Source organism: Ruegeria sp. HKCCD7303, from assembly GCF_013111185.1.
Classification (GTDB): Bacteria; Pseudomonadota; Alphaproteobacteria; order Rhodobacterales; family Rhodobacteraceae; genus Ruegeria.
This window is the reverse complement of the sequence record NZ_WVRE01000007.1, coordinates 175372-197099: the sequence shown is the minus strand read 5'-3', so window position 1 is coordinate 197099 and position 21728 is coordinate 175372. Positions and strand designations below refer to the sequence as shown.

General features: G+C 57.0%; 24 protein-coding genes. 10 read left to right on the top strand and 14 right to left on the bottom strand.

What is annotated here, in order from left to right; translation table 11 throughout:
• Positions 1 to 168: 168 nt before the first annotated feature.
• The 3 genes from groL to GS630_RS17760 form a co-directional block, all read right to left on the bottom strand.
• Positions 169 to 1809, bottom strand: coding sequence for a chaperonin GroEL (gene groL, locus GS630_RS17770; protein ID WP_171181392.1), 1641 nt, complete (start codon positions 1807 to 1809; stop codon positions 169 to 171).
• A 54-nt stretch (positions 1810 to 1863) separates the two neighbouring features.
• The gene (gene groES / locus GS630_RS17765) at positions 1864 to 2151 is read right to left on the bottom strand and encodes a co-chaperone GroES (RefSeq protein WP_170352338.1); all 288 of its coding nucleotides are present in this window, start codon (positions 2149 to 2151) and stop codon (positions 1864 to 1866) included.
• A 152-nt stretch (positions 2152 to 2303) separates the two neighbouring features.
• Positions 2304 to 2978 carry a DUF2161 domain-containing phosphodiesterase gene (locus tag GS630_RS17760; RefSeq protein ID WP_171181389.1) on the bottom strand — a complete coding sequence of 225 codons (675 nt, stop codon included), beginning with the start codon at positions 2976 to 2978 and terminating at the stop codon, positions 2304 to 2306.
• A 124-nt stretch (positions 2979 to 3102) separates the two neighbouring features.
• On the opposite strand from GS630_RS17760, the gene GS630_RS17755 reads away from it, so the two are divergent.
• The 5 genes from GS630_RS17755 (at position 3103) to GS630_RS17735 (ending at position 7842) form a co-directional block, all read left to right on the top strand.
• The gene (locus tag GS630_RS17755) at positions 3103 to 4083 is read left to right on the top strand and encodes a TraB/GumN family protein (protein WP_171619832.1); all 981 of its coding nucleotides are present in this window, start codon (positions 3103 to 3105) and stop codon (positions 4081 to 4083) included.
• Positions 4084 to 4192: 109 nt separating this feature from the next.
• Entirely contained in the window at positions 4193 to 5113 is a 921-nt protein-coding gene (locus GS630_RS17750) for a manganese-dependent inorganic pyrophosphatase (RefSeq protein ID WP_171619834.1), read from the top strand.
• 93 nt (positions 5114 to 5206) lie between these two features.
• A complete protein-coding gene (locus tag GS630_RS17745) occupies positions 5207 to 6319 on the top strand; it encodes a DUF389 domain-containing protein (protein WP_171712147.1) in 1113 nt (370 codons plus the stop codon).
• Between the two features lie 102 nt (positions 6320 to 6421).
• A complete protein-coding gene (locus tag GS630_RS17740) occupies positions 6422 to 7297 on the top strand; it encodes a TIGR01459 family HAD-type hydrolase (RefSeq protein WP_171619838.1) in 876 nt (291 codons plus the stop codon).
• Positions 7298 to 7398: 101 nt separating this feature from the next.
• Positions 7399 to 7842, top strand: coding sequence for a MaoC family dehydratase (locus GS630_RS17735; protein ID WP_171181379.1), 444 nt, complete (start codon positions 7399 to 7401; stop codon positions 7840 to 7842).
• An 87-nt stretch (positions 7843 to 7929) separates the two neighbouring features.
• Here GS630_RS17735 and GS630_RS17730 read toward each other — a convergent pair whose 3' ends face one another.
• Both GS630_RS17730 and GS630_RS17725 read right to left on the bottom strand, forming a co-directional pair.
• Entirely contained in the window at positions 7930 to 8919 is a 990-nt protein-coding gene (locus tag GS630_RS17730; RefSeq protein ID WP_171181377.1) for a methylenetetrahydrofolate reductase, read from the bottom strand.
• A complete protein-coding gene (locus tag GS630_RS17725; RefSeq protein WP_171181375.1) occupies positions 8916 to 9497 on the bottom strand; it encodes a methylenetetrahydrofolate reductase C-terminal domain-containing protein in 582 nt (193 codons plus the stop codon). The genes GS630_RS17730 and GS630_RS17725 overlap by 4 nt, the downstream gene beginning before the upstream one ends.
• Before the next feature lie 259 nt (positions 9498 to 9756).
• Between GS630_RS17725 and GS630_RS17720 the strand changes: the two genes are divergently transcribed.
• The 3 genes from GS630_RS17720 to GS630_RS17710 are packed head-to-tail and all read left to right on the top strand — an operon-like array spanning position 9757 to position 12193.
• Positions 9757 to 10689, top strand: a complete 933-nt coding sequence (locus GS630_RS17720; protein WP_171186426.1) for a bifunctional riboflavin kinase/FAD synthetase — start codon at positions 9757 to 9759, stop codon at positions 10687 to 10689.
• Positions 10686 to 11159 carry a YcgN family cysteine cluster protein gene (locus GS630_RS17715; protein WP_171619840.1) on the top strand — a complete coding sequence of 158 codons (474 nt, stop codon included), beginning with the start codon at positions 10686 to 10688 and terminating at the stop codon, positions 11157 to 11159. Before GS630_RS17720 ends, GS630_RS17715 begins: the two co-directional genes overlap by 4 nt.
• Positions 11159 to 12193: a low specificity L-threonine aldolase gene (locus tag GS630_RS17710; RefSeq protein ID WP_171181371.1), complete on the top strand. Its 1035-nt coding sequence runs from the start codon at positions 11159 to 11161 to the stop codon at positions 12191 to 12193. The genes GS630_RS17715 and GS630_RS17710 overlap by 1 nt, the downstream gene beginning before the upstream one ends.
• Here the strand turns inward: GS630_RS17710 and GS630_RS17705 are convergent.
• Complete coding sequence (locus GS630_RS17705; RefSeq protein ID WP_171619841.1) at positions 12180 to 13004, bottom strand: alpha/beta fold hydrolase; 825 nt, start codon at positions 13002 to 13004, stop codon at positions 12180 to 12182. The genes GS630_RS17710 and GS630_RS17705 overlap by 14 nt on opposite strands.
• Complete coding sequence (locus GS630_RS17700) at positions 13001 to 13603, bottom strand: 2-hydroxychromene-2-carboxylate isomerase (RefSeq protein ID WP_171181367.1); 603 nt, start codon at positions 13601 to 13603, stop codon at positions 13001 to 13003. Before GS630_RS17700 ends, GS630_RS17705 begins: the two co-directional genes overlap by 4 nt.
• A gap of 107 nt (positions 13604 to 13710) precedes the next feature.
• Between GS630_RS17700 and GS630_RS17695 the strand changes: the two genes are divergently transcribed.
• Both GS630_RS17695 and rpiB read left to right on the top strand, forming a co-directional pair.
• The gene (locus GS630_RS17695) at positions 13711 to 14730 is read left to right on the top strand and encodes a ribose-phosphate pyrophosphokinase (RefSeq protein ID WP_171091728.1); all 1020 of its coding nucleotides are present in this window, start codon (positions 13711 to 13713) and stop codon (positions 14728 to 14730) included.
• A gap of 112 nt (positions 14731 to 14842) precedes the next feature.
• On the top strand, positions 14843 to 15292 hold the full coding sequence (rpiB, locus tag GS630_RS17690) for a ribose 5-phosphate isomerase B (protein ID WP_171619843.1): 450 nt from the start codon (positions 14843 to 14845) through the stop codon (positions 15290 to 15292).
• Positions 15293 to 15331: 39 nt separating this feature from the next.
• Here the strand turns inward: rpiB and GS630_RS17685 are convergent, their stop codons facing one another.
• From GS630_RS17685 to GS630_RS17655, 7 genes are all read right to left on the bottom strand, one after another.
• Positions 15332 to 15682 (bottom strand): H-type lectin domain-containing protein, encoded by a 351-nt coding sequence (locus GS630_RS17685; protein WP_171619845.1) that lies wholly within the window; start codon positions 15680 to 15682, stop codon positions 15332 to 15334.
• Positions 15683 to 15795: 113 nt separating this feature from the next.
• Positions 15796 to 16206, bottom strand: coding sequence for a F0F1 ATP synthase subunit epsilon (locus GS630_RS17680; protein WP_171181359.1), 411 nt, complete (start codon positions 16204 to 16206; stop codon positions 15796 to 15798).
• 12 nt (positions 16207 to 16218) lie between these two features.
• Complete coding sequence (gene atpD, locus GS630_RS17675; protein WP_171181356.1) at positions 16219 to 17643, bottom strand: F0F1 ATP synthase subunit beta; 1425 nt, start codon at positions 17641 to 17643, stop codon at positions 16219 to 16221.
• Positions 17644 to 17661: 18 nt separating this feature from the next.
• Complete coding sequence (locus tag GS630_RS17670; RefSeq protein WP_171181354.1) at positions 17662 to 18540, bottom strand: F0F1 ATP synthase subunit gamma; 879 nt, start codon at positions 18538 to 18540, stop codon at positions 17662 to 17664.
• A gap of 12 nt (positions 18541 to 18552) precedes the next feature.
• The gene (gene atpA / locus GS630_RS17665) at positions 18553 to 20091 is read right to left on the bottom strand and encodes a F0F1 ATP synthase subunit alpha (RefSeq protein ID WP_171619847.1); all 1539 of its coding nucleotides are present in this window, start codon (positions 20089 to 20091) and stop codon (positions 18553 to 18555) included.
• Positions 20092 to 20652: a F0F1 ATP synthase subunit delta gene (locus GS630_RS17660; RefSeq protein WP_171181350.1), complete on the bottom strand. Its 561-nt coding sequence runs from the start codon at positions 20650 to 20652 to the stop codon at positions 20092 to 20094.
• Between the two features lie 303 nt (positions 20653 to 20955).
• Positions 20956 to 21690, bottom strand: coding sequence for a class I SAM-dependent methyltransferase (locus tag GS630_RS17655; protein WP_171181412.1), 735 nt, complete (start codon positions 21688 to 21690; stop codon positions 20956 to 20958).
• Positions 21691 to 21728 lie beyond the last annotated feature (38 nt).

The following is a 21728-nucleotide window of genomic DNA, read 5'->3' as shown; positions in this document are numbered from 1 at the left end:
CATATCCGGTTGCAAGCTATATGGACACTCACAATCCTTGGACATGCGGCCCGATCTTCATGTTTTTGCAAATACTCCGGCCAGAGGCATAGCCGCAAAGCGGCTGTCGGCAAAAAAACGGGGCCGCCCGAAGGCGACCCCAAAAACAAGCGCTATGGCTTAAGCAGCTTACATCATGCCGCCCATGCCGCCCATGTCGGGCATGCCGCCTGCAGCAGGTGCGTCTTTCTGAGGCTTGTCAGCAACCATAGCTTCGGTGGTGACCAGCAGGCCAGCAACCGATGCCGCATCTTCCAGAGCGGTACGAACAACTTTGGCCGGGTCGATGACACCGAACGAGAACATGTCGCCATATTCTTCGGTCTGCGCGTTGAAGCCGAATGCTGCATCCGAAGATTCACGGACTTTGCCTGCAACAACCGCACCGTCAACACCTGCGTTCTCGGCGATCTGGCGCAGCGGAGCTTCGATCGCTTTGCGAACGATGTTGATGCCCGCGCTCTGATCAGCGTTTCCGCCTTCCAGCGATTCCAGTGCTTTACCGGCCTGAACCAGAGCAACACCACCGCCTACAACAACGCCTTCCTGCACAGCAGCACGGGTCGCGTTCAGAGCGTCGTCCACACGGTCCTTACGCTCTTTCACTTCAACCTCGGTCATGCCGCCGACGCGGATAACAGCAACACCGCCTGCCAGTTTGGCAACGCGCTCTTGCAGCTTCTCACGGTCGTAATCCGACGAAGTTTCTTCGATCTGAGTACGGATCTGGCCAACGCGGGCTTCGATCTCGGCTTTCTCGCCAGCACCGTCGACGATGGTAGTTTCGTCTTTGGTGATTTCGATCTTCTTCGCGGTGCCCAGCATGTCCATGGTAACGGACTCGAGCTTCATGCCCAGATCTTCGCTGATGACCTGACCGCCGGTCAGGATCGCGATGTCCTGCAGCATGGCCTTGCGGCGATCGCCGAAGCCCGGTGCTTTGACAGCAGCAATTTTCAGGCCGCCGCGCAGTTTGTTGACAACCAGAGTTGCCAGCGCTTCGCCTTCAACGTCTTCCGCGATGATCAGCAGCGGCTTCTGCGATTGGATCACCTGCTCGAGCAGCGGAACCATCGGCTGCAGCGAAGACAGTTTCTTTTCGTGCAGCAGGATCATGCAGTCATCGAGTTCTGCAATCATCTTGTCTGCGTTGGTGACGAAGTAAGGCGACAGGTAGCCACGGTCGAACTGCATACCTTCGACAACATCGGTCTCGGTTTCCAGACCTTTGTTTTCTTCGACGGTGATAACGCCTTCGTTGCCAACCTTCTGCATCGCATCTGCGATCTGCTGGCCAATCTCGGCTTCGCCGTTGGCCGAGATGGTGCCAACCTGAGCAACTTCGGCTGAGTCTTTGACTTCACGCGAAGCCGACTTGATGCCTTCAACAACCTTGGCAGTTGCCAGGTCGATGCCGCGCTTCAGGTCCATCGGGTTCAGGCCCGCTGCAACCTGCTTCAGACCTTCGCGAACGATTGCCTGCGCCAGAACGGTTGCGGTGGTGGTGCCGTCACCGGCTTCGTCGTTGGTGCGGCTGGCGACTTCTTTCACCATCTGCGCACCCATGTTTTCGAACTTGTCTTCCAGTTCGATTTCCTTGGCAACCGAAACACCGTCTTTGGTGATGCGCGGCGCGCCGAAGGATTTGTCCAGAACCACGTTGCGGCCTTTGGGGCCGAGGGTCACTTTAACAGCATCGGCCAGGATGTTTACGCCTGCCAGCATGCGGTTACGGGCATCGGTGTCGAATTTGACGTCCTTTGCAGCCATGTCGTTTCTCCTTGAGAAATAAGTTTGTAATGAAGATCAGAGGAAGCTTGTCGCTTACTCGATGATCCCCATGATGTCGCTTTCTTTCATCATCAGCAGTTCTTCGCCGTCGACCTGAACCTCGGTGCCCGACCATTTGCCGAACAGGATCTTGTCGCCAGCTTTGACCGCCATCGCGATCAGTTCGCCGCTGTCCTTGCGCGCGCCTTCGCCGGTTGCGACAACTTCGCCTTCGCTGGGCTTTTCTTTTGCGCTGTCAGGAATGATCAGGCCGCCTGCGGTTTTCTCTTCGCTTTCGGTACGGCGAACCAGCACACGGTCATGAAGCGGTTTCAATGCCATCTTTGTAGCTCCTTGGGCTCAAAGTTTATCTATCCTCCCCTCGCCCTCAGGCGAGGCGTTAGCACTCGGAGTGTGTGAGTGATAACGACGCATAGCTAGGGAGTCTAAAACCCCGAGTCAACAAGTTGTGAGGGATTTTTTCGCAGCTCGGATCAGTTTGTCTGTTCCCAGCTGTAGGCCCAGTGCTTCAATCCTTCAGACCCCTGAGCCGTAAGCCCGTAGACACCTTTTTCAACCTTCTCGAACCACCCGTAGTGGTTTTCGCGCATGAGCCGCGTGGCCACCGACACACCAACCGATTTGGCAACCTCTGCCCCCTTTGTAGGTCCATATTCGGCCAAATAGGCCGCACATTTCAGGGCATCCTGCCGATAGGCAGTCACAATCCCATGCCGCGTGGCCCCGCCCGCGTTCGGGTCCCCTTCCAGCCGGTCGAATTCCCGCAGCAGCCGTGTGGCTTTGGATTTGTTCTTTCGCGGCGCATAGGGGCCGGGATCGCATTGCACTTCGACCGTTTCATCAGCCCGTACTGTGATAAGACCCAGGCCCAAGCGACGGCACAGCGCCAGATTATCTTTAAGCGCCCGTCGCGCGCTTCGACCCGTGGGCTTGCTGACCGCGATATAGACCTGATCGGTCAGTTTCAGCCGTGTAATAGCCTGGTGGAACAGCGACAGAGTGAACCGTAGTTTAAGTTCGACAATAACGGGATCTTCACCCTCGCGCACCGCAACGACATCAGCCGCCCCGACCTCGCCCTTGACGGTATATCCCTGACGCTCCAACAGCGCTTTGATCGGAGGATAGAGGTCCTGTTCGCGGGTCATGGGTTTATGCTACGCAAACTGCCGTGGAATGCCAGCCCATACCTCAGCCGATGCGATGGAACTTGAAACATCCCGCCCACCGGTACACTGTTTCCGAAACACTGATTTCAAAGGAATTCCACCTATGCGCCTGCTTTTTTTCATCGTTGGCCTTTTGTTACCTGCCGTGGCGCAGGCAGGCTGCGAAGGGCGCGACCTGAGAGGGGACTTGTCGCCTGAGGTTCAAGCCAAGGCGCAAGACGAACTGGCAGGTATTCTGTATCCAGAAGGCAATCATTGGGTTGCGACCAAAGATGACGCCGTTCTGCACCTCGTGGGCACAATGCACCTGAATTACCCGCAGATGGATGCGATCGTCGAGCGCCTGACGCCCAAGCTAATTCAGGCCGACGCGTTTTATTTTGAAATCCGACAGGATGAGATGGAAGCTTGGGAAAAGAAACTGGCCGCTGACCCAAGCCCGGTCCTGATAACTTCGGGCCCCACACTTGTCGATCTGATCCCAGAAAAAGACTGGAACACTCTTACTGCGGCGATGGCCGAACGCGGGATTCCCAGTTGGATGGGCGCCAAGATGCGCCCCTGGTTTCTGAGTATGACTTTGGCTCTGCCGACCTGCATTGTTCAGAACCCTGACGGAACCAATGGGCTGGACGCACGTCTGGCGAAGTTGGCTACGGACCACGGTATCCCGCAATATTCATTGGAAAGTGTCGAAGACCTTATGGCCATGTTCGACGCTTACCCGATCGAAGAACAGGCGCAATCGCTCGCGCGGATGGCCGGAACCTTTCAAAACACCGAAGACCAGATCGCCACCATGGCCAGCTCATACTTTGATGAAAAACACGCCGAGGTTTTTGTCCTTGGCCGTATTCTGGGGCAAGAGCTGTCGGGCCTGTCTGCCGCAGAGTTCGAGGCCGAGTGGGCAGACTTCGAACAGCAGCTCTTGATCGAACGAAATGCCAATTGGATGGCACAAATTCTCGAAATCCAGGATCAGACAGCTGTCATTGCGGTTGGGGCTGGTCACTTCAGCGATGACCACGGCCTGCTGAACCAGTTAGAGCAGTCTGGGTACACTCTGAAGCGGGCGGAATTCTGAGCAGGTAGGCATATTGCAGACTAAGCGTCGCAGACAGTGTACTGCGGCGTGACAACCGGGTTTGCCCGACCTATAAGGCCCGCAAATTTTCATTCCGCAGGACGCTGACATGACAACACTCGTATTTGGCCACAAATCCCCTGATACTGACTCCACAGGCTCGCCGATCCTGTGGTCGTGGTACCTGAACGAGATTAAGGGTGAACAGACCGAGCCGGTGCTGCTGGGTGAGCCCAACACTGAGGCAGCCTTTATGCTGGAGAACTGGGACCTGCCCAAACCACGCATCATCGAAGATGTAACTGCAGACACCCCGGTGGTCATCGTCGACACCAACAACCCGGCGGAACTGCCTGCCAGCATCAACGACGCAGATATCCGCGCGATCATCGACCACCACAAACTGGTCGGCGGTCTGGAAACCAAAGGTCCGATTGACATCACCGTACGCCCGCTGGCCTGCACTGCAACCATCATGGTCGACCTGATGGGTGACGATGCTGCCAAAATGCCCGACGCCATCAAAGGTGCCGCCCTGACCTGCATCCTGTCGGACACGCTGGAATTCCGCTCGCCCACTACCACAGCGCATGACCGCGCGGTGGCGGAAAAGCTGGCCGCTGAGCTGGAACTGGATATATCGGCCTATGCAGCGGACATGTTCGCCGCAAAGTCTGACGTCTCGTCCTTCTCAGACGCAGAGCTGATCCGCATGGACAGCAAGGAATACGAAGTGGACGGCACCAAGTTCCGCGTCTCGGTTCTGGAAACCACTGCCCCCGGCGTCGTTCTGGACCGCAAGGCCAGCCTGGCGACGTCGATGGTGGACGTGGCCGCAGAAGACGGCGTCGATCAGGTTCTGTTGTTCGTGGTTGATATCCTGAATGAAGAAGCCACGCTGCTGGTGCCCAACGATCTGGTCAAATCCGTTGCCGAGAAAAGCTTTGGCGCAGCCGTCGACGGGGATGCCGTTGTCCTGCCGGGCATCATGAGCCGGAAAAAGCAGATCATTCCAAACCTCAAGGTCTGATCTGCGCGCAACCCAGACGAAAGGCGTCCGTTCGGGCGCCTTTTTCTTTTACATTCGCCATTTGCGGGACCGGAATCGGTTGTTAGTCTGGCCTTGGGTACGAAACTCAAACCAGATCAGGCAAACACCATCGTTATTCGCAGCCTCAGTACGACCAAAGGCATCCTTCGATTTGAAGGTACGGACAAAGCCGCTTATTGGCGACGCTTTGCAATGTTGCTGACCCTGTCAGTTGTGATTGCCACCATGGGACTGCTGCGCAACTCCGGGGCCGTCGTGATTGCAGCCATGCTTGTCGCGCCACTAATGACTCCAATCCTGGGGGTGGCTGCCGCGATGGTCATGGGTTGGCTAAAGCGTGCCGTTGCTCTTGCTCTTACGGTGTGCTTGGCGGCTTGTGCCTGCGTGCTGATGGCCTGGTTCATGGTCTATGTCGCGGACGTCCCACGAGGGATACTGATCCCCGATCAGGTCCTTGCGCGCACGGATCCCGGCACCGAGGATCTGATCGTCGCACTGGCTGCCGGTGTCGCCGGCGCCTATGTGCAGATCAACAAGTCCGAACTGAGCCTTCTGCCCGGCGCAGCGATTGGTGTTTCGCTCGTTCCGCCGCTCTCGGCAGCAGGTATTTTGTTGTATTTTGGCGAACCAGCCGAAGCGTATGAAGCGGGACTTCTATTCGCAACAAACCTAGGCGCGATCATTCTGTCCGCCTGTGCGGTCTATCTGGTTTATGCCGCGCGGTCTGTGGTTTTCAGCAAGGGCAAGCGCAAACTGAACTTTACAGCCAGCGTATTCGTCGCGCTCGCCTTTTTGGTCGTCGTCGTGCTGCAGCTCGGGAAATCCACCTATAATCGCTATCTGGAGACACGGACCGAGGCACAGGTGGCCGAAGCCATTCGGGAGTGGGCCGATCCGATTTCAGTGGAAATCATACGAATTGATGTCAACGCCCAGCGCAAACAGACTGAGGTTTGGCTGATCGTCGATCTTCCTGTCGAGGCACAGTTCAAAGTCTCTTCTATTGCCGCGTTGCTGCCGGAAAGGCTCCGTGAAACATCCCTTGTTGACGTATTGCAGGAAGAACTTGGCCCCGGCTATCTGGCCATCATCCGGTATCAGACCCGCATTGGAGCTCAGGTCATTTTGGGAACAGATAACGTAAAGCAAGCCCCGGACGTGACCGACGTGACCGAAGACGAATAGAGGATTCTCCAATTCCTCAGCACAAAATGGAAAGCGGGATGGTGTTCGACCCCAAGCTTTGCCATAGCTGTCGCAACCGCGAACAAATTCATAGAGGCCCCCATGACCCAGATCGTTTCCTCGCTTGCCGAGATCTCTGACCGCTATAAGGCGCTGTTTGTCGACCTTTGGGGCTGTGTTCACAACGGTATCACCGCTTATCCCGAAGCTGTTGCGGCATTGCAGACTTATCGCGCAAATGGCGGGGTTGTTGTGCTGGTCACGAACTCTCCGAAACCCCGAGCAGGCGTGGCAGAGCAATTGGGTCAGTTCAACGTGCCCTCAGACGCCTATGACACCATTGCGACCAGCGGGGATTCCGCGCGGTCGTCGATGTTCCGGGGAGCCGTTGGGCAAAAGGTGTATTTCATGGGTGAATGGCAGCGCGATGCAGGCTTTTTCGAACCTCTAAAGCTGCTGGATCACCCGATCCACATCGAACGCGTGTCGCTGAAGGAGGCCGAAGGCATTGTTTGCTGTGGGCCATTCGATCCGATGGCTGATCCTGATGTGAACCGGCCCGATTTTCTTTACGCCAAGCAGATGGGTATGAAACTGCTCTGTGCAAACCCTGACATTGTTGTGGACAGAGGGGAAGTGCGCGAGTGGTGTGCCGGTGCTTTGGCGAAGCTGTATACCGAAATGGGTGGCGAGAGTCTGTATTTCGGCAAACCGCATCCACCGATCTATGATCTGGCCCGTCGCAGGCTGCAAGAACTGGGTCATGATGTCCCTGACGGCGACATTCTGGTGATCGGCGACGGACCCCATACGGATATTCTGGGCGGCATGGGAGAGGGCATTGATTCTCTGTTTATCTCAGGCGGTCTGGCCGCAGCCGAAACAAAAACGTCGCACCACCCGCATCACGAATCCTTAAACGATTATATCAAAAGGGAAAAAATAAATCCGACCTACACAATTGGTCGCTTGCGGTAGTAAGAAAAGACTTGATTTTCTGCAGCTGCGAAGTAATAAAGTTGCCAACCTTGGCCTAAAGATGGTTTTTTCTTTCACGGCCGATCTCGAGTGAGGGCAACATGTTGGATAATCTTCCACGCGGAACGATCTGTATCGAAGACATCGAAATGGGTATGTCCCGCCACCTGCGCAAAGTGGTGACGGATGAAGACATCGAGATGTTCGCGCAGGTTTCGACTGACCGAAATCCTGTGCATCTGGACGACGATTATGCCCGCGATACCATCTTTGAAGGCCGTATCGCACACGGGATGCTGACGGCGGGTCTGATCTCGGCAGTGATTGGCGAACAGCTTCCCGGTCACGGCACTGTCTACATGGGGCAGTCGCTCAAATTTCTGGCACCCGTGCGCCCCGGCGACATGGTTTATGCCGAAGTGAAGGTGATCGACATCGATTTTTCCAAGCGCCGGGTCAAACTGGATTGCCATTGCTCGGTCGACGGCAAGAAAGTGCTGATCGGAGAGGCCATGGTTTTGGCTCCATCGCGCAAGTTCGACTGATCGGCAAACCAACCTATGTCAGGAAAGGCACCCGACGGGTGCCTTTTTGCTTTTTTACGTCCCAATTCATGCATTCTGAGTGCACCCTCAGGACGAACGCGCACGCCTGCGCCCTTTCAAGGCACCAGATTCCAGAATGATCTCTGACACTACGTGCTCACGCCTGTAAGCCATCACATGGACCCCAGAGACCCCGGCGATGTCACGAATTTGCTGGATCAATTCGATACAGATCTTCTTGCCTTCTTCGGCCGGCTTTTCGGCCTTCTCCATTCGATCAATAACCTGATCAGGGATATGAATCCCGGGCACATTACTGCGCATCCAACGTGCAGCACGAGCCGAGGCAATGGGGCCAACACCAGCAATAATAAAAACTCTCTTGTCCAAACCGGCATCCCGCACCCGTGCCATGAACTTCTCAAACAACGGGATGTCGTAGATATAATTGGTCTGAATGTACTCAGCACCAGCTTCGACCTTTTTAGCCAGACGATCCGGACGCCACTCATAGGGCGGTATGCAGGGGTTTTCTGCAGCCCCCAGGAACAACTGGGGTGGACGCGTAATTTTTCGGCCCGAGAGGAATTTTCCCTGATCGCGCATCGTTCGAATCGTTCGCAGCAATGTCAGGGAATCAAAGTCGAACACCGGTTTCGCCCCCGGCTGATCCCCAACGCCAACGCCGTCACCCGTTAAGCATAGGACATTGCTCACACCCAGCGCCGCGGCCCCCAGAACATCACCCTGAATGGCAATGCGGTTCCGGTCTCGGCAAGAAATCTGATACACTGGCGAATAGCCAGCGCGTGTCAACAACGCGCAAATCCCAATCGAAGACATATGGCAATTCGCGCCCGAAGCATCGGTTGCGTTGATTGCATCCGCGACCTCACCCAAAGGCTGAGCCGCTTGAAACACATCCTCAGGGTCGGCGCTGTCTGGCGGGTTCAATTCAGCCGTTACGGCAAAACGGCCCGAACGCAAAACCCTCTCTAACCGGCTGTGCGACACGTACCCTTCGGGAACGGGAACATAGCCGATCGGCTCTACATCGCTGCGATGTGGGTCGTTCATTTCTTCAGTTCCCGGTTCATTGCGTTGGGCGGTTCGGTGGCCAGCGGCGCTGAGGAAGGTTCGTTTTCGCGTGCCTCCGGGAAGGCTTCGGCAAGGGTTACACGCGCGGCATCGCGGGCCTCACGTTCTTGCGCTGCAATCTCGCGGCTGACCCGCAACCACGATGACGATCCCTTCAAAGTGTGTTCCACTGGCGGCAGAACTTCCTTTATCTTTTCGCCCCCGTGTCGCATGCGGCTGGCACCGTCCCAGGCCAAGGCCCACACGCATTTCATGTCAGGCTTCACTTCGCAGAACTCGCCTGGACGCACGCCACCACACGGACCATTTCGCAACTGCTTTGGGCAGTTCATCGGGCAGGACATGCCGGTCGATGACAACACGCATTGACCGCACATCTTGCAGTCGAACAACAGGGTTTTGACGCCCTTTTCGACCAGCGCTATGGGGCGTTCGACGCGGTTGTAGCCGATCTTTGCAAAAAGCGGATCCATCGCGACCATGCCGCGTTCGACGCACTTATAAATCCACTCGAATGTGCGGGCATGGCGAATCGCGAGCAGTCGCAATCGATACATGGTCTGCCTCCTGTGCTGGGTTCTATTGAACCTGGCCGGGCCTGAACCGGGTCGCAGCGCATCCTGAGATCCGGATGTTCAGTCTACACGCAGGTATTTTTTTGAATCAAGCAGTTGGCTTTGTGCATAATGACATGTGGTGGATGCTTTGGCGTTGTTGTTGGGCGTTTTGTTGGGTTCGGGGGAATTCAGACCGAGGCATTTGCAGAATTCAAACTGCCGCTTGAACTCATCGCGACGCGACGCTACGCAATCGCTTATGCACATCATCCGGGATTTCCAGTTTGTCGAGCCAGAAGATCGCGGCGCCAGCGTAGCGATCGGCAACTTTGACGGCGTACATGTGGGGCATCGGTCGGTCATCGAAATGGCCCGCCAAGCAGCTCCTGACGCGCCGCTGGGTGTCATGACCTTTGAACCGCATCCGCGCGAATACTTTGCGCCGGATTCGCCTCCGTTCCGCCTGATGCGCGGTAATGCACGAGCGCACCGGCTGGAAAAACTGGGTGTAGAAAAGCTCTACGAGCTGCCCTTCAATGCAGCGCTGGCCGGGCTTTCACCGGAAGAGTTCGCGCGTACAGTGATTTGTGACGGGCTGGGCCTGTCGCATGTGGTGGTGGGGGCTGATTTCTGCTTTGGCAAAGGCCGCAGCGGTTCAGCTGATGATCTGGTCCGATTTGGGAAAGAGATGGGGTTTGGGGTGACGATCGCCCCACTGATGGAGCGGTCCGAGAATGTGGTCTCGTCAACTGCAATTCGGACCGCGTTAAGCGAAGGCCGCCCGCGTGATGCAGCCGCAATGCTGGGTCATTGGCACAGGATCGAAGGCGAAGTTGTCGGCGGTGAACAGCGTGGGCGCGAGCTGGGGTTTCCCACTGCTAACATGTCCATCGAAGGTCTTCACCTGCCGAAATTTGGTGTCTACGCCGTTCTGGTCGACGTACTGGATGGCCCGCATCAGGGCAGTTACCACGGTGCGGCCTCGATTGGAGTTCGACCAATGTTTCAAGGTGAAGTGCCCAATATCGAAACCTTTCTTTTCGACTTTTCCGGCGATCTTTATGGCGCCACCCTGTCTGTCGGCCTGATCGATTTCCTGCGTCCTGAACTTACATTCGACGGATTGGACGGGCTGATTGCCCAGATGGATGCAGATTGCGAAAAAGCCCGTGGCATTCTGGCCGCCTTATGAGCAGGGATCCGATCGAACGCACCGGCCTGCCCGCCCGTTTTTGGGAACGCAAACCTCTGCGGAAGATGAACCAGCGCGAATGGGAAGCATTGTGTGACGGCTGCGGCAAGTGCTGCCTGAACAAGCTGGAAGACGAAGACACTGGCGAGGTTGCACTGACCTGTGTCGCCTGCCGACTGCTGGACGACGAAAGCTGCCGCTGTACGCAATACGATATCCGGCACCAGTTTGTGCCTGAATGCATTGTCATGACACCCGACAACATAGATGAACACGCCTATTGGTTGCCGCAAACCTGTGCCTATCGACTGCTTTGGGAGGGTAAGCCTCTTTACGATTGGCATCCTCTGATATCAGGTACGCCTGACAGCGTTCATGCGGCGGGCGTCTCGGTTCAGGGGCGCACGGTGTCTGAGTTCGAAACCCCCATGGAAGAGTGGGAAGACTACATTATCGAGGAGCCAAGCTGATGTATTTTGCCTCTGACAATTCCGGGCCGGTTCATCCTCAGGTCATGGCCAAACTGGCCGAGGCCAACCAAGGCTATCAGATGGCTTATGGTGCTGACGCGCTGATGAACGAGGTGCGAGACCGCATTCGCAGCATTTTCGAGGCTCCGGGGGCTGCCGTGTATCTTGTGGCAACCGGGACAGCGGCGAACTCTCTGGCTCTTGCGACACTGTCCAACCCATGGGAAACGGTATTTTGCTCTCCGGTTGCCCATATCCACGAGGATGAGTGCAACGCGCCTGAATTTTACAGCGGCGCCAAGCTGACCCTTGTGCCTGGCGGTGACAAGATGACGCCCGAAGCATTGCGCGGTTCGATCCTGGGTGAAGAAACACGAGGCGTGCATGGACCGCAACGCGGGCCAGTGTCGATCACTCAAGTTACCGAACGCGGATCGGTATACTCCTTGGAAGAATTGCAGGCGCTGTGCAGTGTCGCGAAGGAATACAACCTGCCTGTGCATCTGGACGGTGCGCGCTTTACCAATGCGTTGGTTTCGCTGAATTGCTCGCCAGCTGAAATGACGTGGAAAGCAGGCGTGGATGCCGTCAGCTTTGGCGGCACCAAGAACGGGTTGATGGGCGTCGAAGCGGTGGTGTTTTTTGACGAGAGCAAAGCGTGGGAATTTGAACTCCGCCGCAAACGCGGGGCGCATCTGTTCTCGAAACACCGCTATCTGTCCGCACAGATGGCCGCGTATCTCGAAGATGACCTTTGGCTGAAACTGGCCCGGAAGGCCAACGCCAACTGTGCGCACTTGGCCGACGGATTGCGCGCCAAGGGGGCGACATTCCTGCATGAACCGCAGGCCAACATGGTTTTTGCTTCTTTCTCGCGTGCCAAGCACAAGCAACTGCATGACGCCGGTGCCGTCTATCACCTATGGGGGGATGAACTGGACGGCGCGGATGATGGTGAAAGCCTGGCATGCCGCTTAGTGTGCGACTGGTCTATTGGAACGTCCCAGATCGATCAGTTTCTCAACTTGCTATAGGGATCGGCTTCCAGAACACCTTCAGCAGAGCCGCTGTGTCTTGAGGGTGCGAAATGGGCAGCATGTGCCCCGCGCCCTGAACCACCGCATGGCGCGCATAGGGCAAGCGGTGAACCAAACCGGCGCAGATGGCGGGGATTACAGGATGGGTTTCTGATCCGCTTAGGATCAGGGTCGGCATGACGGCACGTTCCAGCATCTCGGCCTTGAGCAACCCGGCTTGATCGTCATAAAGCACCGGGTGTACAGCTGGCACGGCATGTATCCCACGCACCATTTTAGCGCGCGTCCGTTCGGGCAAGTCAGGCCATTTCGGGCTGATGCCAGTGCTCCACATCCGGTTGAACAGTCGCGCGGCCAGAGCGTTTTCGCCCGCATTAAAGGCGCTGTTTATCGGCTCAATATCTTTCTCATGCTGATCGAACAAATCCGGCGCGTCCCGGTGTGCTATGGCAAAAAAGACGGGTTCAATCAGAATCAGACTGCGCACGCGCTCGGGATGTTCCAAGGCCAGTCTCAGTGCAATAATCGCCCCAAAGGAATGGCCAACGACGTCCATCTGCCCCGCCAGTTCAGCCGCAGCGTTATTGGTGACGTGATCAAAGAAGTCCCCCTGCCCGTCCCAATCCGGGCTACGCCCGTGTGACAACATATCCGGCGCGACCAGAGAGGCATTCCCGTCCATCGCCTTGGCCAATCCCGACCACACGCCGGAATGCGCAATCGTGCAATGGAGGGCGAGCGTTTTTCGCGCGCCCTCTCCCAACCGCCGAACGAAGACGGAATGCGCCGAGGCAGCCGAAGCTGTCATCCCTTCATCTCGGCTAGATGGTTGTCCAGATCATCCAGACTGTCCTGACCCCAGAACCGCTGACCGTCCGGTGTGATGTAAAATGGGGCACCAAAGGCCCCCTGGTCCACGGCCTCTTCCAGATTGGTGGCATATGTCTCTGCCCCAACCAGCAAACCGCTATTGGCGAGGTCAGGATCAAACCCGGAATTTGCCAGACACTCACGTATCACATCATCTTGTGACACGTCCTTTTCTTCGGCCCAGCAAGCGCGCAGGATCAGTTGGCACAGCTTGCCGACATCCCCCGAACCATCTTTGGCCGCAGCGATCACTGCATAAGAAGACGGGGCCATATTGGTGGGCCAATGCGCGGGTTTCAGGTTGAACTCCACGCCCAGACGTTTGGCTTGACGCAGCAAGTCCTGCGCGCGGTATTCGATGCGCGAGATATGGCGGTCTTTTGGTGCTGTGCCCCCGGTGCGCGCAAACAAGGCCATGATGTCCAGTGGTTTGTAGTTGATGGTCGCATCATGTTTCGCCGCAACCTCTTCCAGTCGGTTTCCGGCCAGATAGGTGTAGGGCGAAATTGTCGCAAAATAGTAGTCAATCTGGGTCATGTTCACTTTCTCCGCTGCGTTGCCTTTGCGGGACGTTAGACCCGTGCTAAGCGGTGTCAACATCACGAATCTGTCACATTGCCAAAGCTGCCCGGGGACCTCAGCCGATGCCGACACTCCACGAACCCAAGCTCATCGCTGGGAACGCCAATCTTCCGCTTGCCGAATCCATCGCTCGCCGCATGAGCTTGTATCGCGGCGTTGACCAGGGTCTGGTCGATGCGCGGGTCGAGCGGTTCAATGACGGCGAGATCTTTGTCGAAGTGTTCGAAAACGTCCGGGGCGAGGACATGTTCATCGTCCAGCCGACGTCGAACCCGGCAAATGATAACCTGATGGAACTGCTGATCATTGCCGATGCGTTGCGCCGCTCTTCCGCACAAAGGATCACAGCCGTGATCCCTTATTTCGGCTATGCCCGTCAGGATCGTCGCACCAAGGCCCGGACACCAATCAGCGCCAAGCTTGTTGCCAACATGCTGACAGGTGCTGGGATCGAACGCGTCCTGACAATGGACCTGCACGCAGCACAAATTCAGGGGTTCTTTGATATCCCGGTGGACAACCTCTATGCCTCGCCAATCTTCGCGCTGGATGTGAAACATCAGTTCAAGGACAATTTGGACGAGATCATGGTTGTTTCGCCAGACGTGGGCGGCGTGGCCCGCGCACGCGAACTGGCCAAGCGGATCAGTGCACCGCTGTCTATTGTCGACAAGCGCCGCGAAAAGGCAGGCGAAGTGGCCGAGATGACCGTGATCGGCGACGTGAAGGACAAGATCTGCCTGATTGTGGACGACATGTGTGATACCGCTGGCACACTCTGCAAGGCGGCACAGGTCCTACTGGATAACGGCGCGAAAGAGGTTCACTCCTACATCACGCATGGTGTCATGAGCGGCCCTGCGGTTGAACGCGTCACCAATTCAGTGATGAAATCGCTGGTTCTAACGGACACGATTCAACCGACCAAAGAAGTTGCCAAAGCCAAGAACATTCGCATCGTACCAACCGCGCCGATCTTCACCCAGGCAATCCTGAACATCTGGAACGGCACCAGCGTGTCTTCGCTATTCGAAGACAAGACACTTACGCCGATCTACGAATCCATGTACCAGATGGATTGAGTTCCCAGGGGCGGCCAAACAAGCCGCCCTTTTGCTTTTTGAAACACTGATCCGTTCTGCTTGCCCCTCGTTGGCATGAGCTTGGATCCGCGAAAGAGGAAAGTGACCTCCGATGTCCGCAAACAAACGTATTGTTCTGTCCAGTGACCACGCCGCGATCGATTTGCGCCAGGCTGTGGCGAAACACATCGCGCAACAAGGCTGGGACGTGGTCGATATCGGCCCGACAACACCTGAAAGCACCCACTACCCCAAGCATGGCAAAGCCGCAGCCGAGGCTGTTGCATCCGGTGATTGCAGTTTGGGCATCATCCTCTGCGGCACCGGTCAGGGCATCATGATGGCCGCAAACAAAGTGCCAGGCATTCGCTGTGGCGTTTGTTCAGACGCCTTTTCGGCCCGAATGATCCGCCAGCACAACAACGCCAATATGCTGTCAATCGGCGCGCGCGTTGTGGGCGAAGGTCAGGCGCTGGACATCGTTGATGCGTTTCTGAGTGCCGAGTTCGAAGGCGGTCGCCACGCCACGCGGGTGGACATGATCGAAGCGCAGGGAAACTGACACCTGCGCGTCCTTAAAGCGCGATGGTCTGAACCCGGATCAGGAGATATTCCAGTCATCCGGGTGCGCGACCTCTCCTATCGCGGTCCAGCTTGCTCGGATGCGAGCGATACGAGTGTCGGACCATGTGCGAAACACCGCTTCGAACCCTTCGGTGGTGATGTTTTCAGCCTGCACCTCGGCCCGCAGCGCCGAAGACGTATCTACATCCCATAGCGATATTCCAATCTGCACAGTTGGCGGGGTCCGAAACGGTTCTTTGAACTGAATAGGTGTGCGACGTTCCCTGGGACCCTGCCCTGTCCACATCTCACCGCCTTCGGCAAATTCCGAAAACAGCACATCTTCACCCTGATCAATGCCAATGGGATGGGTAAGGAACTTTTTCATTCTGTCATCATTATTCTTGAATTCCCGAAAGTTATCCCGGCAATTCGGCAAAAGCACGACAAAAAAACGGCCCCGCAAAGCGAGGCCGTTCAAATTTTTCACGGACAAGCCGGTTATAGGCTCATATGTGTCCCAAGCGCTTCCATGTCGGCCAGCAGCTTGGCGGCATCGTCGACAATGGTCTGATCATCGCCACCCTTTGCTGCCTCGTGCGAGGCGCGAGCGTCTTCGATCAGCTCGTCCAGATGCGCGCGGGTTACTTCGGCCACCGGAATGGCCTTTTCGGCCAGAACCGAAAGGCTGTCGCCGTTGATCTGGGCAAACCCGCCGGTGACCAGGTATTCGCTGGACCCTTCAGGTGCCTCAACCTTCAGCAGACCGGGGCGCAACGTGGTGATGGTGGGGGCATGGTCGGGCATAGCCGTCATGTCCCCGTCCGCGCCGGGAATCTGGACCGCGGTGGCCGCGAGCGAAGCAAGGCTCCGCTCGGGGCTGACGAGGTCGAATTGCATCGTGTTTGCCATCAGGGATACTCCTTAGGCGGCTTCTGCTGCCATCTTCTCGGCTTTGGCGATCACTTCTTCGATACCGCCAACCATCAGGAAGGCTGCTTCGGGCAGGTGATCGTATTCGCCAGCGACAACCGCTTTGAACGACGCGATGGTCACATCAAGAGGAACCTGAACGCCGGGCGAACCGGTGAAGACTTCGGCCACGTCGAACGGCTGCGACAGGAAGCGTTCGATCTTACGGGCACGGGCCACGGTCAGTTTGTCCTCTTCCGACAGTTCGTCCATGCCGAGGATGGCGATGATGTCCTGCAGCGACTTGTAGCGCTGGAGGATCTGCTGAACGTCGGTCGCAACCTTGTAGTGCTCTTCACCAACGATAGCTGGGTCGAGCAGACGCGAGGTCGAGTCGAGCGGGTCAACCGCAGGGTAAATACCCTTTTCCGAGATCGCACGGTTAAGAACGGTGGTCGCGTCCAGGTGCGCAAACGAGGTTGCCGGCGCAGGGTCGGTAAGGTCGTCCGCAGGCACGTAGATCGCCTGCACCGAGGTGATCGAGCCCGACTTGGTCGAGGTGATGCGTTCCTGCAGGGCGCCCATGTCGGTGGCCAGTGTCGGCTGGTAGCCCACCGCCGAAGGAATACGGCCCAGCAGAGCCGAAACCTCGGAACCCGCCTGCGTAAAGCGGAAGATGTTGTCGACGAAGAACAGAACGTCGGTACCGGACTGGTCACGGAACTGCTCGGCCAGGGTCAGACCGGTCAGAGCAACACGCGCACGCGCACCCGGAGGTTCGTTCATCTGACCGTAAACCAGGGCCACTTGGCTTTCCGACAGGTTGTCCGGCTTGATAACGTTCGATTCGATCATCTCGTGGTACAGGTCGTTCCCTTCACGGGTCCGTTCACCAACACCCGCGAACACCGAGAAGCCCGAGTGCACTTTTGCGATGTTGTTGATCAGTTCCATGATCAGAACGGTTTTACCAACGCCGGCACCGCCGAACAGGCCGATCTTACCGCCTTTGGCGTAAGGGGCCAGCAGGTCAACAACCTTGATGCCGGTAACCAGAACTTCCGATTCAGTCGACTGTTCGTCGAAGGTCGGTGCAGGCTGGTGGATCGCGCGGGCCTCAGACGCTTCAACCGGGCCCTTCTCGTCGATCGGCTCGCCAACTACGTTCAGGATACGACCCAGGGTGGCGTTACCAACCGGCACCGAGATCGGCGCGCCTGTGTCGGTTACTTCCTCGCCACGGACCAGACCTTCGGTCGCGTCCATCGCGATGGTACGTACGGTGTTTTCACCCAGGTGCTGAGCAACTTCCAACACCAGACGCTTGCCGTTGTTGGTGGTTTCCAGCGCGTTCAGAATTTCAGGCAGCGCGTCATCGAACTGCACGTCAACGACGGCCCCGATGATCTGTGTGACTTTGCCTTTTGCATTCGCCATGTTTCGTCTCCGGTTTTCTTACAGCGCTTCGGCGCCGGAAATAATTTCAATCAGCTCGTTGGTGATCACGGCCTGACGCGAGCGGTTGAACTGGATCGTCAGCTTGTCGATCATTTCACCCGCGTTACGTGTCGCGTTGTCCATCGCGGACATCCGTGCACCCTGTTCAGACGCTCCGTTTTCGAGCAGAGCCGAGAAGATCGCGGTCGCAACCCCCTTGGGCAGCAGATCGGCCAAAATGGCCTCTTCGCTGGGCTCGTAATCGAAGATGGCACCGCTGTCGTCACCTGCCGCTTCGTCCTCGAACGAGGCGGGGATGACCTGCTGTGCCGTCGGGATCTGGGTCACAACGTTGACGAACTTCGAATAGAAGATCGTGGCAACGTCGAACTCACCCCCGTCGAAACGAGACAGGATGTCCTTTGCGATGTCCTGCGCGTTGGAATACCCCAGACGCTTGACCTCGCTCAGGTCCACATGTCCGACGAACAGATCGCCCAAATCACGCTTAAGCGCGTCGCGGCCTTTTTTGCCGACGGTCAGAACTTTGACCGTCTTGCCTTTGCCGCGCAGCTCTTCCGCTTTGGCGCGGGCAAGCTTGGCGATGTTCGCGTTGAAGCCGCCACACAGGCCGCGTTCAGCTGTCATCACAACCAGCAGATGGACATCATCACTGCCCGTACCACGGAGCAGCTTGGGGGCGCTGTCGCTGCCCCCGACCGAAGCCGCCAGCCCCGCCATCACGGCATTGAACCGTTCGGCATAGGGGCGCGAGGCTTCGGCAGATTCCTGGGCGCGACGCAGTTTTGCGGCCGCGACCATCTGCATGGCCTTGGTGATCTTGCGGGTCGATTTGACCGACTCGATCCTGTTTTTAAGGTCCTTCAGACTAGGCATCGGAACCTCCTATCAAGCGAAGGTTGCGGCGTATTCGTCGATCGCTGCCTTGATCTTTTCGGACGCGTCACCCTTGATCTTCGGATCTTCGTCGGTGAGCCACTTCAGCAGGTCCGCATGTTTGCCACGCAGGTGTGCCAGAAGACCGGCTTCGTAGCGGCCAACATCCGAGACTTCGATCTTGTCGAGGTAACCGTTGGTACCTGCGAAGATGACGCAGACGATTTCCGCGTTGGTCAGCGGCGAGTACTGCGGCTGTTTCATCAGCTCGGTCAGACGCGCACCACGGTTCAGCAGCTGCTGAGTTGCGGCGTCGAGGTCCGAACCAAACTGGGCAAAGGCCGCCATTTCACGGTACTGAGCCAGTTCCAGCTTAACCGGGCCAGCAACCGATTTCATCGCGTTGGTCTGGGCCGACGAGCCCACACGCGAAACCGACAGACCGGTGTTCACAGCGGGACGAATGCCCTGATAGAACAGTTCGGTTTCCAGGAAGATCTGACCGTCGGTGATCGAGATCACGTTGGTCGGAATAAACGCCGAAACGTCACCACCCTGAGTTTCGATAACCGGCAGAGCGGTCAGCGAACCTGCACCAAAGTCTTCGTTCAGCTTCGCCGAACGTTCCAGCAGGCGCGAGTGGAGGTAGAAAACGTCACCCGGGTAAGCTTCACGTCCGGGCGGACGACGCAGCAACAGGGACATCTGACGATAGGACACAGCCTGCTTCGACAAGTCATCATAGATGATCAGAGCGTGGCGGCCGTTGTCACGGAAGTATTCAGCCATCGCGGTCGCGGCGTAAGGTGCAAGGAACTGCATCGGTGCCGGGTCGGACGCGGTCGCGGCCACAACGATCGAGTATTCAATCGCGCCGGACTCTTCCAGTTTCTTCACCAGCTGCGCAACGGTCGAACGCTTTTGACCAACCGCGACGTAAACACAGTACAGTTTCTTCGACTCGTCGTCGCCTGCTGCGTCGTTGTAAACCTTCTGGTTCAGGATGGTGTCCAGAGCCACAGCGGTTTTACCGGTCTGACGGTCACCAATGATCAGTTCCCGCTGGCCACGGCCAATCGGGATCATCGCGTCAACCGATTTCAGGCCGGTTGCCATCGGCTCGTGCACCGATTTACGCGGGATGATGCCGGGCGCTTTGACGTCGGCAACACCACGCTTGGAAGCATTGATCGGGCCTTTGCCGTCCAGCGGGTTGCCCAGACCGTCAACGACACGGCCCAGCAGCTCGTCACCAATCGGAACGTCCACGATCGAGTTGGTGCGCTTAACAGTGTCACCTTCTTTGATGTCACGGTCGGAACCGAAGATAACGACACCAACGTTGTCGCTTTCCAGGTTCAGGGCCATACCCATGATGCCACCGGGAAATTCGACCATCTCACCGGCTTGCACATTGTCCAGGCCGTATACACGGGCAATCCCGTCACCGACGCTCAGCACGCGGCCGATCTCGGCCACTTCGGCTTCCTGACCAAAATTCTTGATCTGGTCCTTCAGGATTGCAGAAATCTCTGCAGCTTGGATTCCCATTTATCCGACCTCTTTCATTGCATTCTGTAGGGAGTTCAGCTTCGAACGGATCGAACTGTCGATCATCTTCGAGCCCACTTTAACGACTAGACCGCCGATGAGGCTTTCATCCACGGTCGCATTGATAGTCACGGTCTTGCCCACGCGCTCGGACAGCGTCTTGGACAGTTTTTCCATTTGCGTCTTGGTCAGCGCTTTGGCCGAGGCAACATCTGCGGTCACTTCGCCACGCTCGTCTGCCAGCATGTCGCGCAGAACCTGCACCAGCTGCGGTACGACGAACAAACGGCGCTTCTGCGCCATCAGACCCAACGTGTTGCGCAGAATCGCGTTCAGGCCCATCTTATCTGCAATCGCGGTGATCGCACCTTCCTGTTCGGCGCGGGAAACCAGCGGCGAGGCAATCAGGTCGTGCAACTCGGCACTGTCGCCCAGTGCTGCTGCCAGATCATTGATGCCGGTTTCCAGACCTGCGAGGTCTTTGTTCTCTTTTGCGATCTCGAAGATCGCGGTGGCATAGCGCTCGGCGATGCCTGTGGAAATCGAAGCTGGTTCGGACACGTCCACCCTTCCGATATTTTGGGCCCCGAATTCGCGTTGCGGCAGCTACCCCGGGGGCGTGAAGAAACCCCGTCCAGAAGGCCGGGGATCAAAATCACCGGGGATGTAGCAGAGGTGTTCCAACCAAGCAATACGCTATAGCGGTAACAGAATTATCCACAAAGTGTTGATTTTCATGCACTTAGCTCAAGTGCGACGGTTTGAACCCATCAGCTCAGTTGAAAAATGTTACGAATATGCAGGTTTTTGCGATTCCTGTGACTTTTTTCGCGCAATTTTATCGCTTCGGAAGGCCAGCGATTGTCACGCAGGTTTCAACAAACCGTCCAGCGCCTTGATCGGTTTTTTAACCGCATCTTTAGTCACGCTGCCGCTGGGCGGGCGAATGTGTTTGCTGACCTCAACCATCAGCACACCCCCAGCCATGACGGTCGGAATACGTTGCCCGGTTTTTTCAATCAGGCCGCCGGATTTCAGCCAGAAACGGCGAAACGAGGGCGGTCGATACAGAGCCGAACAATGCGTTTCGGGCAGAAAGTGATGCGCCTTGAGCTGGTTTTCCAACTGTGTGGCGGAATAGGGTCGCCCAAAGCCAAATGGCGTTTTGTCCGTCCGTGACCACAGACCGCCTCTGTTGGGAACAATAAATACAGCCCGCCCGCCGGGCCCCAGAACGCGCCAGCATTCATCCAACAGCTGGTTTGGCCTCTCTGACGTTTCCAGCCCATGCATCACAACAAGCTTGTCCACGTGACCGGTTTCAATCGGCCAAAGCGTTTCTTCGGTCAGAACAGACACATTGGGCATTCCCGCAGGCCAGGGCATGACGCCCTGCGGGCCAGGCATCAGCCCGATGACGCGGCGCGCATCTGCCAGGTACGGGCGCAACAACGGCACAGCAAAGCCGAATCCGGCCACTGTCTGCCCCTTGGCCTCGGGCCAAAGCTCTATCAAACGCCCGCGAATGGCCGCCTGCGCCGCACGCCCCAACGTGCTTCGATAGTAAAAGTTCCTCAGATCCTGCACATCAAGATGCATTGCGGACATCCGGTCAATCGGCTTAGCTGGGCGCAGTC

Bases quoted from the DNA above. Each gene is read 5' to 3' on its own strand.
- GS630_RS17725 (WP_171181375.1), bottom strand. From the start codon at position 9,497: ATGTATCGATTGCGACTGCTCGCGATTCGCCATGCCCGCACATTCGAG.
- groL (WP_171181392.1), bottom strand. From the start codon at position 1,809: ATGGCTGCAAAGGACGTCAAATTCGACACCGATGCCCGTAACCGCATG.
- GS630_RS17735 (WP_171181379.1), top strand. From the start codon at position 7,399: ATGTTGGATAATCTTCCACGCGGAACGATCTGTATCGAAGACATCGAA.
- GS630_RS17705 (WP_171619841.1), bottom strand. From the start codon at position 13,004: ATGACAGCTTCGGCTGCCTCGGCGCATTCCGTCTTCGTTCGGCGGTTG.
- GS630_RS17730 (WP_171181377.1), bottom strand. From the start codon at position 8,919: ATGAACGACCCACATCGCAGCGATGTAGAGCCGATCGGCTATGTTCCC.
- GS630_RS17700 (WP_171181367.1), bottom strand. From the start codon at position 13,603: ATGACCCAGATTGACTACTATTTTGCGACAATTTCGCCCTACACCTAT.
- GS630_RS17670 (WP_171181354.1), bottom strand. From the start codon at position 18,540: ATGCCTAGTCTGAAGGACCTTAAAAACAGGATCGAGTCGGTCAAATCG.
- rpiB (WP_171619843.1), top strand. From the start codon at position 14,843: ATGTCCGCAAACAAACGTATTGTTCTGTCCAGTGACCACGCCGCGATC.
- GS630_RS17680 (WP_171181359.1), bottom strand. From the start codon at position 16,206: ATGGCAAACACGATGCAATTCGACCTCGTCAGCCCCGAGCGGAGCCTT.
- GS630_RS17715 (WP_171619840.1), top strand. From the start codon at position 10,686: ATGAGCAGGGATCCGATCGAACGCACCGGCCTGCCCGCCCGTTTTTGG.
- GS630_RS17760 (WP_171181389.1), bottom strand. From the start codon at position 2,978: ATGACCCGCGAACAGGACCTCTATCCTCCGATCAAAGCGCTGTTGGAG.
- GS630_RS17720 (WP_171186426.1), top strand. From the start codon at position 9,757: ATGCACATCATCCGGGATTTCCAGTTTGTCGAGCCAGAAGATCGCGGC.
- GS630_RS17685 (WP_171619845.1), bottom strand. From the start codon at position 15,682: ATGAAAAAGTTCCTTACCCATCCCATTGGCATTGATCAGGGTGAAGAT.
- atpA (WP_171619847.1), bottom strand. From the start codon at position 20,091: ATGGGAATCCAAGCTGCAGAGATTTCTGCAATCCTGAAGGACCAGATC.
- GS630_RS17750 (WP_171619834.1), top strand. From the start codon at position 4,193: ATGACAACACTCGTATTTGGCCACAAATCCCCTGATACTGACTCCACA.
- GS630_RS17710 (WP_171181371.1), top strand. From the start codon at position 11,159: ATGTATTTTGCCTCTGACAATTCCGGGCCGGTTCATCCTCAGGTCATG.
- GS630_RS17740 (WP_171619838.1), top strand. From the start codon at position 6,422: ATGACCCAGATCGTTTCCTCGCTTGCCGAGATCTCTGACCGCTATAAG.
- GS630_RS17655 (WP_171181412.1), bottom strand. From the start codon at position 21,690: ATGCATCTTGATGTGCAGGATCTGAGGAACTTTTACTATCGAAGCACG.
- atpD (WP_171181356.1), bottom strand. From the start codon at position 17,643: ATGGCGAATGCAAAAGGCAAAGTCACACAGATCATCGGGGCCGTCGTT.
- GS630_RS17755 (WP_171619832.1), top strand. From the start codon at position 3,103: ATGCGCCTGCTTTTTTTCATCGTTGGCCTTTTGTTACCTGCCGTGGCG.
- groES (WP_170352338.1), bottom strand. From the start codon at position 2,151: ATGGCATTGAAACCGCTTCATGACCGTGTGCTGGTTCGCCGTACCGAA.
- GS630_RS17695 (WP_171091728.1), top strand. From the start codon at position 13,711: ATGCCGACACTCCACGAACCCAAGCTCATCGCTGGGAACGCCAATCTT.